This is a genomic window from Prosthecobacter sp., assembly GCF_020439865.1.
Classification (GTDB): domain Bacteria; phylum Verrucomicrobiota; class Verrucomicrobiia; order Verrucomicrobiales; family Verrucomicrobiaceae; genus Prosthecobacter.
Window position 1 is genome coordinate 1 of sequence record NZ_JAGRPF010000024.1, and the last position, 16,337, is coordinate 16,337.

Sequence of the window (16,337 nt, forward strand, 5' to 3'; positions counted from 1 at the left end):
ATCGAGCGTCAGTCCCAGGACCTCAGCGACGACGCTGCGCTTCTGCTCGGGGCGAGCTTTGTGCTGGCCGCGATTTGCGCGTTTTTGACGATCTCATTCGCCCGCAAGAGCATCCGCCGCATCGAGTGGCAGGCGGATGAACTGACCCGCGTCTCCTGGCACATGCTGCAGACCCAGGAGGCGGCGGCGCGGCGTTTCTCGCATGAGCTTCATGACGAACTGGGGCAGTCGCTGGCCGCCGTGCGCGCTAATCTGACGAGAGGCTCGACCCAGGATCTGGAGGCACTGCGCGCAGACTGTCTTCACCTCGTGGATGAGTCGATAGCCAATGTGCGTGAACTTGCCCAGCTGCTGCGCCCCGTGATTCTGGATGACTTCGGCCTGGATGCCGGTCTGAGCTGGCTCACGGAGAAATTTGCGCAGCGCACCCGGCTGGAGGTCGGCTACGAGTCGGATTGTGCCGGCCGCTTCGCAGATGAAACGGAGACCCATCTGTTCCGCATTGCCCAGGAGGCGCTTACCAATGTGGCCCGTCATTCCGAGGCGACGGCAGTGAAGGTAAGGCTGCTGCGCAAAAGAGACAACATCCAGCTGAGCATCGAAGACAATGGCAAAGGGATTCCTCCTGTCGAAGAAGGGGGCTTTCAAAGTCCGAGTCTCGGCATGGTCGGCATGCGGGCCCGGGCCCGGCAGTCCGGTGGCGAACTGACCGTCAGCAATATGATCCCTCACGGGTTGCGAATCGAGGTGGTGGTCCCGGTGCGGATGCAGTCACGGCCCACCGAGGAGGGGTGAGTGAGGAAACCGGCGGTGGAGAGTCGCGGTTGCTCCAAAGAAATGCGGCGGCGATTTCAGATCGCCGCCGCCGTCGTCGCTTCAGGTTGGAAATTCAGCCTATGCCGCTGTCGGGTTGCGCCGATATCTGGCGGCCTGAGGATGACTGGAGACCGGCTCATGATCCTCAAGGCCGACGATGATGAGTTCGCGATTTTCCAGTTTCCAGTCCTGAACCATTTCCTCGAGCTTTTTGATGACGGTATGGTCAACGAGATGTGTGCCGGAAAGGTCGACTTTGACCTTCGGATGGTCATTCAGGCCAAGCAGCTTTTTGCGCAGTCCGAGCCAGTTGCTGAAAATCGCCGCCTTCTTGACGTTGAGCACCGTGTGAGTGTCATCCTTTGCCACTTCAGTGTGCGGGCTGAAGAGGTTGCCAAATGACGTGCCGCTGATCATGTGCTGCAGCAGTTTCACGACGATGCCAACCGCAATGCCGATGAGAAGGTCCGTGGCCAGAGTGGCGATCAGAGTGGAGACAAAGACGATGAGCTGGCCCTTGCCCACTTCCCACATGTGATGAAACTCCTTCGGTGAGGCGAGATTGTAGCCGGTGAAGACGAGCATGCCTGCAAGAGCCGCCAGAGGGATGTGGTTCAGCAGCCACGGCACGCTGGCCACAAGGATGAGCAGGAAGGCACCGTGCCAGAAGTTGGCCCAGCGTGTCCGGGCGCCGTTGTTCCGGTTGGCGGAAGAACGGACGATTTCAGAGATCATCGGCAGTCCGCCGATAAAGGCCACGAGCGTGTTTGCCACGCCGACCGCCAGGATGTCGCGGTTCAGATTGGTGCGGCGCTGCCATGGGTCGAGCAGATCAACGGCCTTCGCGCTGAGCAGCGATTCGAGGCTGCCGATGAGGCAGAACATCACAATCCATTTGATGCTGGCTCCCGAGGTGATGGCGGAGAAGTCCGGAAACTTGATGCCGTCGAGGATGTTGATGGGCAGGTTCACCAGCTTGTCCGGTCCCACTTCGTAGGCGTGGTTGTGAAACTGGTACATATGCTTGTGGCCGATGTCGAAGTAGAAGGAGAGCGGAACGGCCACCAGCAGCACGATGAGAGGGCCGGGAATGGATTGGACAAACTTGTTTTTGATAAACAGGCGGCCAAACAGGATGACCAGGGCCAGGGTGCCGATGAGGGCGATCTCTGGATTCATGTTCATGATGCTCTCGGGAAGCTCTGCGAGGAGTTCGAGAGGCTCTTTTGCATGGGCGGCGACGCCCAGGGCGACATGAATCTGCTTGGAGATGATGATCACGCCGATCGCGGCCAGCATGCCGTGAACCGCCGCCACAGGGAAAAACTCTCCCAGAGTCCCCATCTTGAGGGCACCGAACAGAATCTGGATGCACCCGGCGACCACACCCACTGCGAGCGCCTTTTCGTAGCCGAGTTCATTTACCGTTCCCAGCACGATGGCGATCATTCCGGCTGCGGGTCCCTTGATGGTCAGTTCAGAATTGCTCAGGAAGGGGGTCAGCATGCCTCCCACTACCGCCGTGAAGATGCCGGCGATGGCCGGGCATCCGCTGGCTTTCGCGATGCCGAGACAGAGCGGCAGAGCGATGAGGAAGACCAGAAAGCCGGACAGGATGTCCTTGCTCAGGTAGGTCTTGAAGCCGGAGAGATTGCCAATTGGCGTAGGGCCTTCAGCTTTGGCGGTGGGAGCAGGAGCGGACATGATTGAAGATATGTAGGTGGTAGATGATGCGGGCGGCACTACAGACGCATGAGGTGTTCCAGAAAAACATCCCCTTGGCGGGGTATTATCCCTCCCTGAGGAGGGGGGATTCGGCCGTCTGGTGGTCTGCGGGTGTCGGTCAGAAGTTCACGGTCATCTGGGCATAACCGAAGTGGGCATTGTCGCTGGCTCCGGTCTGGGCCAGGTATTTGCCAGTCAGGAAGTAGGCGTAGCCCGTCTGCAGGGACACGTGCTTGTTGACCTTGTACCAGGCGTTGATGTCGAACTCCATGCCGCGGTATTTGCTGGCGGACTGGGCGGAGGCGGTGACCGGGCGGACAGCCGTCGTGGTGTTGGCGCCATACCAAGCGTCACCGTTGTTGGCGTTGAAGAACGCCATCGCGTCACAGGTGAGCTTCAGTTTCTCCGTCGGCTGGATGGAGAAGTTGATCTGCGGGTTCTGCATGTTCATCCAGGCCGTGGTGTCCATGAAGCCGAAGAGGGCGTGGTTGCCGGGGAACATGTTCTGGAACGTGGTGCTCTTGCCATCGTTGGGATTGCCGTCACCTGAGGCGTAGTTGTATTGGAAGCCAAGGCGCGGTTTCCACGAGTGGGAGAAGTTGTAGCCAAAACCCCAGTGACCAGCGAAGGCGCGGTGATTCAGTCCAGCGGCCTTGCCGAACTGAAGCGCCATCTCGAGGTCATAGTCCCAGTTGTGGAGCTTCTTCGGATCTCCCTTCCACATGGTGCCGACAGTCCAGAAGTTGGAGTAGCCGACGGCACCCAGAGGCGCCCCGGGCGCCCCCGTGTTCTTGCTGGATCCTTGGTGCAGCAAGTAGAGATCCGTGGCGCTCTGCCATGGAATAAGTGAGGAGGAGGTGAAGTAGGCGCCGGTCACAACTGCGTTGCGTCCTTCATGCGTGTTGAAGTAGTCGGACTTGTTCCACTGGTTGTTGAGGAAGGTGACCGGACTGCCCATGAAAAGGTCGGCGGCCCAGGTGGAGGCTGAGTAGCGCAGGCGCACCGCGTCCCACGCATTAGTGGAGTTTTTCCACTGGGGATTGCCGAGGAGCCGCTGGTTGGCGAAGTTGAATGCCTGCCGCCCTGCACGCAGGCTGAGGCCGTGATTTTCATCACCGATGGCCACCCATGCTTGCAGCAAGTCGAACACATCATCACCATCCGCACCGAAGGTTCCCACGTTGTTCGGGCGGCTGCCGCCGAGTTCGCGGATGTCCTGGCCCTGCACATAGAACTTCAGCCAGCTCGTGGCGTGAAACAACGCACCGACACGAAAGCGGGTGAGCAACCAGGTGGCGTCCGTGGGGCTGTTGACGGCGCTGTTGAAGTCGTTGTTGTTTTCGCGTCCCTCGAAACGGGTGTTGAAATGCTCGTCAAAAACGATCCGCCCGTCGGCGATACTGTATCGGCTCAAATCAGGTCTGCCGTCATAGAAGTTCGTGGGGCCGAATCCTGCAGACTGGGCGATGGTCGTAGCTGCCGTGGCCGCCTGCCCGCCGCTCATCTGCGCCTTTGCATGCATGGCAGGAACGATCATCGCTGCGGCAAGCAGCACGCGATGGATGACGCCGGGAAGTTTTTTGGTGTGATGTGAGGATTGCATATGGGATGAGCTGGTTTCGGCGCACCATTTTCCTTCCGCAGGTGCGGTGGAGAATGGAATCACGACTTTGGCACGTGTCCTATAATCGCAGGCACAGGCGAACAAGTCTGTCCCCTCTGCAGGGTAAACTGCCGCCATGTAGCCGGGGGTGCCGCCACGGCCCCTCCTTTTGTTCTCGTCATGGATTACAACATGGGAACAGGTGGGTGAAACGAGACCGGCCGCTCCATTGTGATCACCGCGTCGTCGCCGCCTGCCAAGTCCGCTGGCTATTCGAAACGGTCTGCTGTGATCGCTTCGCCGTTCGGAGGAAATGGACGGCTGCAAACGGCTTGGGAACCGAGGGTTCCCCCCCTCCGTGGCTGAATACCCCCTCTCAAAGGGATGGCAGAGTCCGTGCGGCACGCTTTTAATGGACCCAAATCTCAATGAGCACGCACAACCACTCCGACACCTGTGATCACAGTCACCCGCAAGGTGGCCACGCCCCGGGGGATCCTGTCGGACATCTTCGTCATGTAGTGGATCACGCGGCTCATTTCCTGCCCACCCAGGGCCCGATCGGGGTTTTTGTACATCACAACACCCTTCATTCATTGCAGAACAAGCCCTTTGAAGAGGCCGTGCTGGAAGGTGCAAAGCTGTTCGGGGCAGAGCCCTACATGGCCGAGGAGGCCTATCAAAGCGAGCATGCGCGGGGCCGTATTCTGAACGAAGACATTGACGACACGCTTCGACGGGAACCCGACGCGGAAATCATTGTCGGCAGGCTTACGCGCCGCCAGTTGCGGCGGGTGCTGCTCATCCCCGGGGTTCGTCGTGTCAACGGCATCAACGTTTCCTGGCAGATTGAGGAAGGGGACTGGCTGACTTCTTTCCGCCACGACCTCCCTGCGGCTGCCGCCCGTGCTCTGGCGAATGACACGCCGCAGGCTCTTTGGGACGTCTGTAAAAAACGGGCGAAGCTCCAGCCCGCCCCTCCTCCCGCGAAGCCCGTGCGGCCGCGTGATGCCGTGCTCGCGCGCCATGGCATAGACATGGACGCCATCATCCACCCACCGCTCATCCGTCTGACCGGTGCTTATCTCGACCAGGGCATCGCCTACTGGCCCATGCCGCTGCGGGAAGAGGGCTTGCTCAAGGCTGCGCGAAAGATCATGCCGCAGCCTCTGGCGTTATTTCCAGCCCATCTCACGAGCGTCGCAGAGGCTTTCGTCCAGCAGGAGGCGAAGCAGATGAGTGCGGAGGCCGTCGTGATGGACGCCCTCGAAAAACTCGCCGTGCCCCAGGACCAATGGGATGATTACATCGTGCAGGAACTCCTCGCCCTCCGTGGCTGGGCCGGCATGGTGCGCATGCTGGAGAATGATGTCACTCTGGCTCCGCATGACCGTGTGAAATGCTCCATTATGGACTTTCTCGCGCTGCGGCTGACCTACACCGTCGCCGCGTTGCAGGACATTGTCGGGGACACCACGTCATGGCATTCATTCCAGCTTCCGCCGCCACGGTTCGATCCGCTGGCGCACATCGGCCGTATTTTTGATGTCGCGCAGTTGCTCGGCCTTTCCAGCGACACGCTTCGATCCCTCTCCGACGAAGAGTGGGACCGCCTCGACGAAGAGATCATCGCCTGCAACGAGACCGAGCGCCGACGACTGCTCCACATTGCCTACGAGCGACGTCACGAGCGTCGAATCCTCATCCCTTTGGCAAGACATCGCAGCCTTCCATCCATTCAACCGGAGAGCGACCGCCTGGCCGCTCAGGTCATGTTCTGCATCGACGAACGTGAGGAATCCATTCGCCGGGCGCTTGAGGAGGTCGATCCCAGCATCGAAACCGTCGGCGCCGCTGGTTTCTTCGGGGTGGCGATCGATTACGCCGGCATTGACGATGCCGATGGTGCCTCTCTCTGCCCGGTCGTCGTCAAACCCGCGCACACCGTGCGGGAGGTGCCGGTGAAGGAGCATTCCTACGTTCACAAGCAGCGCCAGAATCTGCGCCGTGCATGGGCCAAGATTGTGCGCAACGGTTTCATTTCCTCACGCACGCTGGTGCGTGGCTGGATCAGCACCGCATGTCTGGGCTTCCTCAGCTTGTTTCCGCTCGTTCTGCGCGTGCTGAGTCCGCTTGCCTACGGTCGTTTTATCAAGCGACTGAACCGCGCCTTCCTGCCCGAGCCCATCACGGAATTCACGTACATGCGTGACGACGAAGCCTCGCGCGATGCTACCACGGGTCTGATGCGTGGCTTCACCACTCAGGAACAGGCGGATCGCGTCGCCGGCATTCTTGGCCCTGCGGGCATGCACAAAGCGCATGCGCGGCTCGTCGTCATCCTTGGGCATGGCTCCACCAGTCTGAACAACCCCTATGAGTCGGCTTACTGTTGCGGTGCCTGCGGAGGCCGCACAGGCGCCCCCAACGCCCGTTTGTTCGCCTTGATCGCCAATCGCCCTGCGGTGCGAGAAGCGTTGCGTGCCAAAGGCATTATTGTTCCGGAGGACACCTGGTTCCTCGGTGGCTACCACGACACCTGCAGCGACGACATCCAGTTCTTCGACGTGGATCTGATGCCTGAGTCCCATCATGGTGATCTGGCGCGTGTCCGCCAGTCGCTGGACAAGGCGCGCGCGCTCGGCGCCCACGAACGTTCACGAAGGTTCGCCGCCGCAGATCTCGAAAGCACGCCGGAAATCGCGCTTCGACATGTTCAGGAACGTGCGGAGCACATCAGCGAGCCTCGTCCGGAGTACGGTCATTGCACCAACGCGGTGGCCTATGTCGGGCGCCGTGAATTTACCCGCGGTTTGTTCATGGACCGCCGGGCCTTCTTGATCTCATACGACGCCACAAAAGATCCGACCAACGAAGCGCTTGGGCGTGTGCTGGGCGCGGTCATTCCCGTCTGTGGCGGCATCAATCTGGAATACTACTTCTCCACCGTCGATATCGAGACCTATGGCAGCGGTACCAAGCTTCCGCACAATGTTTCCGGCCTCGTGGGAGTCATGAACGGTTATCAGGGGGACCTGCGCACCGGCCTGCCCGTGCAGACCGTCGAAATTCACGAACCCGTTCGCATCCTGTTCGTCATCGAAAGCACGCCGGAGCGTCTCATGAGCGTCGTTAAAGCGAATCCAGAGCTGACGGAGTTTGTCTGCAACAAGTGGATCCGTGTCGCCACCATGGATCCTGACGATGGTCACATCGAGATTTACCGCGACGGCGTATTTGAGAAACTTGAAGGAGACGAGGAACCGCTGCCTGTTGTCCCAAGTTCGATGGCCTGGTATCAGGGCAAAATGGAGCATCTGGGACTGGCCCGCATTGATCCCAAAGTTGCCAAGGCCGCCTGAGATCAGCCGGCCGCTCCTCATTCCTCTTTGCTTCCATGTCTCCTCAAAATATTCTCCTCATTCTTGTATCCACGCCGCTGGTGGTCTTCCTGGCCATGAGTGTCCTATGGCTCCTTGGCGGGCACATGCCGGAGCAGGCGATCTCCCGGATCACCAAGGCCGTTTATGCGATTCTCACGATCGGGGCCTTCATTCTAGGGTATAAAATGTGGCAGTCTGGAGTGACCACGTTGCGTGTGTCGTTGGGTGACTGGTTCACGGTCGCGCACTACGGTTTTCCTCTCTCGCTGCTCGTTGACCGCCTCTCGTTCCCCATCGTGGCCGTCACCATCATTCTCGCGGGTGTTGTTGGTTCGTTCTCGGTGCGTTACCTGCATCGTGATCCTGGCTTCTACCGGTTCTTCCTGCTGTTGCACCTGTTCACCTTTGGCGCGCTTCTCGTGTTCACCGCTGACTCGCTCGACCTGCTCATCGGCGGCTGGGAAATCGTTGGCATCACCTCGGTCCTGCTCATCGGATTCTTCCAATACCGCATGGATCCCGCTCGCAACGCACTGCGGGTGTTTGCCACTTATCGTGTGGCCGATCTGTTCATGCTGGTGGCTGTCTTCCTCGCCCACCACTGGTTTGGCACCGCTTCATGGGAGGGCATGTTTTCGGGTGAGTGGCCGGGCCATGTGCACAATCTCCAGGGAAGCGCGGCCAGCATCAGCATCATCGCCGTGCTGCTTGTCTTCGCCGCCAGCGGCAAATCTTCGCAGGGGCCGTTTTGTGGCTGGCTGCCACGTGCCATGGAGGGGCCCACGCCCTCCAGCGCGGTGTTCTACGGCGCTATTTCCGTACATGCAGGTGCCTACCTGCTGCTCCGTATCGAGCCTTTGTTTCGCGTTTCCTGGGTGGCAACCGCCCTGGTCATCTTCGTGGGGCTGACCACCGCCTTGCTCGGCACGCTCGTCCATCGAACCTGCGCTGATGCCAAAACTTCTCTGGCCTACGCCTCGCAGACTCAACTCGGCCTTATCTTTGCCGAGATCGGCTTCGGTTGGACGACCTTTGCCATCATTCACATCGTCAGCCATGCCATCCTGCGCACACTTCAGTTCCTGCGCACTCCTTCCATGCTGCGTGACCACCACCGCGTGCATGCGGCGGCCGGCGGCAAGATCGATCCCACGGGAGAACATCTCGAAGCGCTTTTTCCGCGTGGCATTCAGATCTGGCTCTACCGCTTCGCACTCGGACGCGGATTTTACGATTCGATTTTGAATCGCTTTATCATAGCGCCGCTGCTCTGGGGCGCCCGCATGCTGGCCATCTTTGAACCCGGGTGGGAGGCCGTGGGCCCGGATGCAGAACAACACGCCAGCAAATCGGAAACCGCAGCCTCCTGAAGTCTCTCACATGGAATACCTCTCACTTCCCTACCTCACTGCTGGTGTTGCCGCGTTGTTTGCGGGCGCCCTTCTTTCCCTGCGATCTCAGAAACCGCGGGCGACAGCCATTGTCGCCGCCTGTGTCGCGTTGCTGAGCTTTCTGCTCGCCGCGCGTGAAGTCATCGTTGCCGGCCACGGGCGTTTGTTCGATCCGCTGCTGAGGTGTTTCGAGGCGGACGGACTGGACGCTGTGCCCATGGCCTTCTACGCAGCGCTCACGTTGGTGTTCGTCGTGCTCGCGCCCAGACGTGACGCGAGCGGCAGTGCGCTTGCGGGCATGCTGCTGATTTCACTCGCCACGCAGATTACCTATGCCGCCGCAGATTTGGTCACCCTCACTGCGGGCTGGTGGCTCACCAGCCTGCCTTTTGTGCTGCGCTTGTTTGGCGTGCAGCGTTCGCAAAAACTCAGCCAGGGGTTTCTCATCGCCAGTTGTGTTGCTTTGACCGCCGCAGTGGTGATCATGCACACCACGGAGATCGAAGATCTCTCCCATGCCAGCATGGTTGCCTTTGGCCTGATCATTCTCGCCGTCATCCTGCGGAAGGGCGTGTTTCCGTTGCACGGCTGGATGTTGAGCGCCTTCGAAAAGGGACCGCTGCTGCCCACGGCGCTGCTGTTCAATGGTCACCTCGGCGCTTTGCTCATCGCCCGATCGGAGGCGCACGCGCTGCCGCAGGCGGCCAGGCATGCGCTCGACATCCTCAGCACCGTTGCGATTGCCACCGCGTTGATCACCAGCATCCGCGGACTGGCTGAGAACAGGCCGCGCCGTCTTCTTGCGCTGCTGTGTGTTTCGCAGGCCGGATTCATCCTCGCAGGAATTGCCACAGCCAATGCCGAGGGCATCACCGGTGCGTTGCTGCACTGGTTGGTGGTTTCAGCCGCCTCGACGGGATTGATTTGCATTGTTCGTGTGCTTGAAGTTCGCGTCGCGGGCGTTGCGGATCCCGCCAGCCACCTTGGCCTCGCGGTCAAGGCTCCGCGTCTTGCCACGTTCTTCCTCGTTTGCGGCCTCGCCCTCATCGGCCTGCCCGGCACTCTGGGCTACTGTGCGGAAGATTTGTTGTTTCACGGGGCGCTAGAGAGCCATCCGTACATCGGCCTCGCGCTGCTCGTCGCGACAGCGTTTAACGCAATTAATCTCATTCGCCTCTTCAGCATCCTCTTCCTGGGTGTTCTGCCCAAGCATGTCATTGATATTCCAGATGCCCTTCCGCGCGAGCGCTGGCCGCTCGCCGCGTGCGCGGTGTTTCTCATCTGCGGCGGACTGCTGCCAGGCACCATCATCGCCTGGCGTTCTGAAGCCGCTCATGTCATGGAGCAGGCGCTTGGCGTCGAGAGTCACTGATCTCGGTTCGATCGCTGGAGCAGTGACTGACGTGTGTGATCAATGAGCACTCGGTGCGACGTGCATTTTTCGTGATCGAATCAACTTGGATTGAGCGGGCGATGACGTCGCTGGAGATCGCATGCGCGTATCAATGGGTGGAGACTCCTGACTTTTGAACAAATTTCTCAGATCAGCGGTCTAAATAGATAACAACCACCGCAGGCCATGAACGCCCAACTCCAACTTCCCATTCGGGGATGGAGTCGTGCTGAAGAAAGCTCCAAGCACGGCTCAGGGGGAAGAACAATACCTCGGATCGGCCTGGTGCTTTCGAGTGGTGGTGCACGTGGACTGGCCCATGCGGGCGTCATACAAGTGCTTGAAGAAGAAGGCATCCCCATCGCCGCTGTCGCCGGCTGCAGCATGGGTGCCTATGTGGGCTCACTTTGGACCTCCGGACTCAATGGAGCCCAGTTGGAGGAACGCGCTCGCGAGATCAAGGATCGTGCGACGCTGAAGTCGCTGATGGATTTCATCATTCCCCCGTCTCAGGGACTGATCCGAGGGGAAAAGCTTCGTCGGCATCTCGAACGCGATTTGGGGTCCAAGACCTTTGCAGAGCTCGAGAAGCCACTGATCGTCATCGCCACGGATCTGGACCGGCTGACTCCGCATGTGTTTGACTCCGGCATCGTTTCGCATGCCGTGCATGCCAGTTCTGCGATTCCGGCCGTGTGCGCCCCGGTCACCCTCGATGGACGCCGCTACACGGATGGCGGTGCTTCCGAGCCTCTGCCCGTCACCCTGCTCAAGAAACGCATTCCTTTGGATCGTGTCATCGCCGTGAATGTCATGCCGACACCGGACGACTTTGAAGCAAACAGCGACCGCACGTTCATGTCGGGGGACAAGCCTGCGTTCCAAGTATTCTCGCGCATGTTCCGCTCCTTCTGGCAGAAGGTGAACCTTCTCGCCTACGGGAATGTGCTCGACACTTTCCGCCGCGCTTTGATGGCGGCACAGCTTCATCTCATCGCCAAGGAGGAGGCCGCCGCAGATGTGGTCATCCATCCGCGCTTTGCCGCCTCGACCTGGCATGACTTCGAGAATTTTGGGCAGTATCTGCAGGCCGGACGCGACGCTGCAAGCGACGCGCTGCCTGCCATTCGGGCCCTTCTTCAGACCGAAACCAACCTCAACCAGGAGACAATCAGCCATGAACTTTCTCCACAAAACTCCCGACTGGGACTCCACGCCGCCTGACGCCTGGCGTCAGTGGCAGATCACGCAGTTGCGTGATTACCTCTCTCGTCGTGTCATTCCCTTCAGCGCACACTATCGGCGCGTCTTCGAAGAGCAGGGCGTGCACCCGCTCGACATCCGGTCGCTCGAAGACTGGAGTCGTGTTCCAATGACTTCAAAGAAGGATCTCGTGACTCCGCGAGACTTTGTTCTCGTTCCTGACGAACTGGTGCTTCGCCGCGACCCCTCGATGTGGATTGATGTGCTGATGCACGGTCGTGCCGCAGCCAAAGAGCATGCTGAAGCCGAATTTCGTCCGATCCTGCTCACCAGCACCACGGGGCGGTCATCCGATCCCGTGCCGTTTCTCTACACCAAGCACGACCTGCACAATCTCGATATCAGCGGCAGCCGTTTGATGCTGGCAGGGCGTTCCGAACGCGAGTTCAAGCACATCAATCTCTTCCCGTATGCGCCGCATCTCGCCTTTTGGCTGGCGCATCACGCGGGCCTAGGCTTCGGCACATTCATGCTGAGCACCGGCGGCGGCAAGACGCTCGGCACCGACGGCAACATCAAGCTTATCGACAAAATTCAGCCGGACATCCTGATCGGCATGCCGACGTTCATTTACCATGTGCTGCGTGAAGCCTACGAAACCGGCAGGCAGTGGCCCAACTTGAAACGCCTCGTTCTCGGGGGCGAAAAGGTGGCTGATGGACTCCGTGCCCGTCTGCGCGATCTGGCCACTGCTCTGGGCAGCCCGGATGCGCAGGTGATGGCGACCTACGGGTTCACCGAGGCAAAGATGGCCTTTCCCGAGTGCGTCGGCAAATCCCACGAGGTTACCGGCTATCATCTCAGTCCGGACCTCGGAATTGTAGAACTCATCGACCCAACAACGGGTGAACTGGTGCCCGACGGCCATCCAGGTGAGATTGTGTTCACCCCGCTCGACGCACGCGGCACCGTGGTTTTGCGCTACCGCACCGGCGACATCGCCGAAGGCGGACTGACTTGGGAAAAGTGCCCCAGTTGCGGGCGCACCTGTCCGAGACTGGTCGGTCCCATTTCGCGTGTCAGCGAAGTGCGCGAACTGCACGTGGACAAGCTCAAAGGAACGCTGGTGAACTTCAATCTGCTCGAGCACCTGCTTGATGATCAAAAAGGCATCGCCGCATGGCAGATCGAGCTGCGCAAACGGCATGACGATCCGCTCGAAACCGATGAGGTTCATCTCCATCTCACCGCCGAACCCGGCGTGCGCGAATCCGAACTCGAACTCGCCGTGTCCCGCCGCTTCCACGAAGCCACTGAGATCACGCCGAACGGGCTTCACTTCCATGAACTCTCCGACCTGCGTGATCGGCTGGGCATAGGCCGCCTTCTGAAGGAGGAGAAACTTGTCGATCATCGCCCCAAAGCCCAACCCGCAGCCACTCATGTGGCGCTCAGCTCCTAACGCCATGAAAACTCCCTCTCTCGTCATTGTCTCGGCCGTCCGCACGCCCTTCTCGCGTGCAGGCACCGACCTCGCACATCTCGACGCGGTGGAGCTTGGCCGCCACGCGGTCAGCTCGCTGCTCACACGCACGGGAATCGACCCAATGCTGGTCGACGAGACCATCTTTGGCTGCGTGGGCCAGCCTGCGGATGCGATGAACATCGCCCGCGTTGTCGCTTTGCGCGCCGGATTGCCGGAGTCGAAACCGGCGATGACCGTGCATCGCAACTGTGCCTCCGGTTTGGAGGCCATCACGCTAGCGCATGCCAAGATGTGCGCGGGGCAGGGCGAAGTCTTTGTCGTCGGCGGCACGGAGAGCATGAGCAACATGCCGTTCTACTTCTCACGGCCCGCCGTCGAAAAATTCACCGCCATGAGCCGTGCGCGCGACTTCAAAGGCCGCGCCAAAGCCGCGCTGCATTTTCGTCCTGCGGACTTTGCGCCTGTCATCGGCATCAAGCTTGGACTGACAGATCCCGTCTCCAGTTTGAACATGGGCCAGACGGCTGAAGTGCTCGCCCGTGAGTTTGGCATCACGCGCGACATGCAGGATGCCTTTGCCATGCGCAGCCACCTGCGCGCCACGCAGGCCAATCATCTGCTGAATCAGGAAATCGCTCCCGTGCTCGGCAAACACATCATTACGACCGACAACGGCATCCGTGCCGACTCCAGCCTTGAAAAACTCGCGAAGCTCAAACCGCTTTTCGACACCGTCACCGGCAGCGTGACCGCAGGAAACTCATCTCAGATCACCGATGGTGCTGTCGCCCTGCTCGTCGCCACCGAGGAAGCAGCGGCGGCTCACAACTGGAAGCCGCTTGGACGTCTCGTCAGCTATTCGGCGACGGGCTGCGATCCGGCGCGCATGGGGCTGGGCCCTGTTCGTGCTCTGGATGCCGCGCTTCATCGCAGCGGCTGGAAACTCAACGATGCCGACGTCTTTGAAATCAATGAAGCCTTCGCCGCCCAGGTGCTGGCCGTGATGAAATGTCTGGCTGATCCCGCCAGCGCGCGGCGCGCCGGTCTGGAAGGCCCGCTTGGCGAGGTCGATCCTGCGAAGATCAACGCCTGCGGTGGTGCCATTGCCCTTGGCCATCCGGTCGGTGCCACGGGCGCCCGTCTTGTTCTCACCGCTCTCAATCAACTGCACGCCACCGACTCACGGCGTGCCGTCGTCAGCCTTTGTGTGGGAGGCGGGCAGGGGATGGCAGCCTGTCTCGAAGCATTATGAAAACCAAGTTATTCAACCTCGACTACTTCAAAGCCATGAAAACAAACTTTCTCAACCGACCCTCGGTCATCCATGACCCGCCTCACGTGCTGGAAAACATCGTTCTAGGCGACCCGATTCCGGCGAAGCACTTCCGGCTCGATGTCGATCATGACGGCATCGCCTGGCTCGTTTTCGACACCCTGAAGTCCTCCGCCAACATCTGGAATGAGGAGACGCTCCGCGAGTTCAATCATCACCTCGAAGCCGTCGAGCACGACACGCGTGTGAAAGCGTTGGTCCTGAAAAGCGCCAAGGAACGAATCTTCGTTGCTGGTGCGGACATCAAACTCATTCGCAACCTGCCGCATGTGCGTGTGAACGATCTGATCTGGCTGGGACAGGCCGTGTTTGATCGTCTGGCCAGATTGCGTGTTCCGAAGATTGCCGCCATCCACGGCGCGTGCATGGGCGGCGGGTTTGAAGTCGCCCTCGCGTGCGACTGGCGCATCGCCAGCGATCATCCGAGCACCAAGATTGGCCTGCCGGAAACTCAGCTTGGCATTTTGCCCGCCTGGGGCGGTTCAACACGTCTGCCGAGACTGATAGGAATACGCAAGGCGCTGGACCTCATTGCCGGCGGCAAACTGCTCAACGCCGAGGCGGCAAAGCGCGCAGGATTGGTCAGTCACGTCGTGGCAGCGGAAAATCTCGACACACTTGCCCGTCGTCTTGCCCGCGTCAGACGGCCTCACCTCCGCTTCAGATTTGAAAACCTCTTTTCATGGTTCATTGGACGCACGGCCAAACGGAAGGTGCTCGAGAAAACGCGGGGGTTGTATCCGTCCGTAACCAAGGCCGTGGATGTCGTCTCTCATGCCGTGCATGGAGATATCGACAACGGCCTGCTGCTGGAACGTGAAGCTGTGGCCGAACTGATCAAGAGTCGTGAAGCAAGCCGATTGATCGATCTCTTTTTCAAGCGCGAAGAAGCCAACAAACGTCCCGCCGCCACGGGCACCGCGATCCCCATCCACGATGCGGTGGTCATTGGTGCCGGCGTGATGGGATCTGGCATCGCGCATACACTCGCTTCGCGTGGCGTTCGGGTCCTTATGACGGACGTCACCAACGACAGCCTCGCGCGTGGCCTGGAGCGGATTCATGGCCTCGTTTCAGAAGCCACGCGTAGAAGGCTGGTGACCAGAGTTAAGGGCCGCGACACGCTCGACCGGATCAGCACCACGCCTGTTCCCGTGCCGCTCAACCGCCATCATCTCGTCATCGAAGCGGCGACGGAGACCATGGAACTGAAGAAGAAAATCTTCGCTGATCTCGCGGGCCGTGTCGCGAATGACACCATCCTCGCCACAAACACCAGCGCGTTGTCCGTCGCCGAACTGGCGCGGACGGTGCCGAATCCCGAGCGCGTCATCGGCCTGCACTTCTTCAACCCGGTACATCGCATGCCGCTGGTGGAGGTCATCACGCTGCCGGAGACATCTCCGGACGTGCTCGCCACCGCGATCACCTTCGTGCAAAAACTCGGCAAGACTCCGGTCGTCGTCAAAGACAGCCCGGGATTCCTCGTGAACCGCATTCTGATTCCCTATCTGATGGAGGCCGTGCGGCTGCATGACAGCGGCATTCCGGTGAATGACATCGACGAAGCGATGCTGAAGTTCGGAATGCCGATGGGACCGATGCGCCTGCTGGACGAAATTGGTCTGGATGTCGCGGCGCATGTGGCCAAGTCTCTTGCCCACGCCTTTCCGGATCGTTTTCCTCACACCGATGCACTCGACAGACTGGTGGCAGCAGGTCATTTCGGCAAAAAGACCGGCCAGGGGTTCTACCGCTACAAGGACGGTCGCGAGATCCTTCCCGACGTTCACTACGATCTCCCAAGGCACGAGAGCATTCAGACCAATCTGGCGCTGCTCATCAGCCAGGAGGCGATGCGCTGCCTCAAGGAAGGCATTGCCCGCAGCGCCGATGATATTGATCTCGCCATGGTGCTGGGCACCGGCTATCCGCCGTTCCGCGGCGGTCCCATCACTTTCGCCCGTGACACGGGCATCATTGATTACTGAAACCCTCAACTGG

10 protein-coding genes are annotated in these 16,337 nt (G+C 60.0%); 8 read left to right on the top strand and 2 right to left on the bottom strand.

Annotated features, from left to right (window positions below; translation table 11 throughout):
• On the top strand, nt 1–795 hold a 795-nt coding region (locus tag KDL09_RS02050), incomplete at its 5' end, for a sensor histidine kinase (protein ID WP_294380819.1).
• A 99-nt stretch (nt 796–894) separates the two neighbouring features.
• On the opposite strand, the gene KDL09_RS02055 is transcribed toward KDL09_RS02050, so the two are convergent.
• Complete coding sequence (locus KDL09_RS02055; protein ID WP_294380822.1) at nt 895–2,520, bottom strand: SulP family inorganic anion transporter; 1,626 nt, start codon at nt 2,518–2,520, stop codon at nt 895–897.
• A 139-nt stretch (nt 2,521–2,659) separates the two neighbouring features.
• The gene (locus KDL09_RS02060) at nt 2,660–4,144 is read right to left on the bottom strand and encodes an alginate export family protein (protein ID WP_294380823.1); all 1,485 of its coding nucleotides are present in this window, start codon (nt 4,142–4,144) and stop codon (nt 2,660–2,662) included.
• A gap of 428 nt (nt 4,145–4,572) precedes the next feature.
• Here KDL09_RS02060 and KDL09_RS02065 point away from each other — a divergent pair, with 428 nt between their 5' ends.
• The 7 genes from KDL09_RS02065 (at nt 4,573) to KDL09_RS02095 (ending at nt 16,324) form a co-directional block, all read left to right on the top strand.
• On the top strand, nt 4,573–7,506 hold the full coding sequence (locus tag KDL09_RS02065) for a DUF2309 domain-containing protein (protein ID WP_294380824.1): 2,934 nt from the start codon (nt 4,573–4,575) through the stop codon (nt 7,504–7,506).
• A gap of 35 nt (nt 7,507–7,541) precedes the next feature.
• Nucleotides 7,542–8,897 (top strand): proton-conducting transporter membrane subunit, encoded by a 1,356-nt coding sequence (locus tag KDL09_RS02070; RefSeq protein ID WP_294380826.1) that lies wholly within the window; start codon nt 7,542–7,544, stop codon nt 8,895–8,897.
• A 10-nt stretch (nt 8,898–8,907) separates the two neighbouring features.
• Nucleotides 8,908–10,290: a proton-conducting transporter membrane subunit gene (locus tag KDL09_RS02075; protein ID WP_294380827.1), complete on the top strand. Its 1,383-nt coding sequence runs from the start codon at nt 8,908–8,910 to the stop codon at nt 10,288–10,290.
• Nucleotides 10,291–10,497: 207 nt separating this feature from the next.
• Nucleotides 10,498–11,535 carry a patatin-like phospholipase family protein gene (locus tag KDL09_RS02080; RefSeq protein ID WP_294380828.1) on the top strand — a complete coding sequence of 346 codons (1,038 nt, stop codon included), beginning with the start codon at nt 10,498–10,500 and terminating at the stop codon, nt 11,533–11,535.
• On the top strand, nt 11,489–12,976 hold the full coding sequence (locus KDL09_RS02085) for an AMP-binding protein (RefSeq protein WP_294380831.1): 1,488 nt from the start codon (nt 11,489–11,491) through the stop codon (nt 12,974–12,976). The genes KDL09_RS02080 and KDL09_RS02085 overlap by 47 nt, the downstream gene beginning before the upstream one ends.
• Nucleotides 12,977–12,980: 4 nt before the next feature.
• Nucleotides 12,981–14,252 carry a thiolase family protein gene (locus KDL09_RS02090; RefSeq protein WP_294380833.1) on the top strand — a complete coding sequence of 424 codons (1,272 nt, stop codon included), beginning with the start codon at nt 12,981–12,983 and terminating at the stop codon, nt 14,250–14,252.
• Nucleotides 14,253–14,287: 35 nt separating this feature from the next.
• Entirely contained in the window at nt 14,288–16,324 is a 2,037-nt protein-coding gene (locus KDL09_RS02095) for a 3-hydroxyacyl-CoA dehydrogenase NAD-binding domain-containing protein (RefSeq protein WP_294380835.1), read from the top strand.
• Nucleotides 16,325–16,337 lie beyond the last annotated feature (13 nt).

Coding starts and splice junctions, on each gene's coding strand:
- KDL09_RS02070 (WP_294380826.1), top strand. CDS start 7,542: ATGTCTCCTCAAAATATTCTCCTCATTCTTGTATCCACGCCGCTGGTG.
- KDL09_RS02095 (WP_294380835.1), top strand. CDS start 14,288: ATGAAAACAAACTTTCTCAACCGACCCTCGGTCATCCATGACCCGCCT.
- KDL09_RS02065 (WP_294380824.1), top strand. CDS start 4,573: ATGAGCACGCACAACCACTCCGACACCTGTGATCACAGTCACCCGCAA.
- KDL09_RS02055 (WP_294380822.1), bottom strand. CDS start 2,520: ATGTCCGCTCCTGCTCCCACCGCCAAAGCTGAAGGCCCTACGCCAATT.
- KDL09_RS02075 (WP_294380827.1), top strand. CDS start 8,908: ATGGAATACCTCTCACTTCCCTACCTCACTGCTGGTGTTGCCGCGTTG.
- KDL09_RS02080 (WP_294380828.1), top strand. CDS start 10,498: ATGAACGCCCAACTCCAACTTCCCATTCGGGGATGGAGTCGTGCTGAA.
- KDL09_RS02060 (WP_294380823.1), bottom strand. CDS start 4,144: ATGCAATCCTCACATCACACCAAAAAACTTCCCGGCGTCATCCATCGC.
- KDL09_RS02090 (WP_294380833.1), top strand. CDS start 12,981: ATGAAAACTCCCTCTCTCGTCATTGTCTCGGCCGTCCGCACGCCCTTC.
- KDL09_RS02085 (WP_294380831.1), top strand. CDS start 11,489: ATGAACTTTCTCCACAAAACTCCCGACTGGGACTCCACGCCGCCTGAC.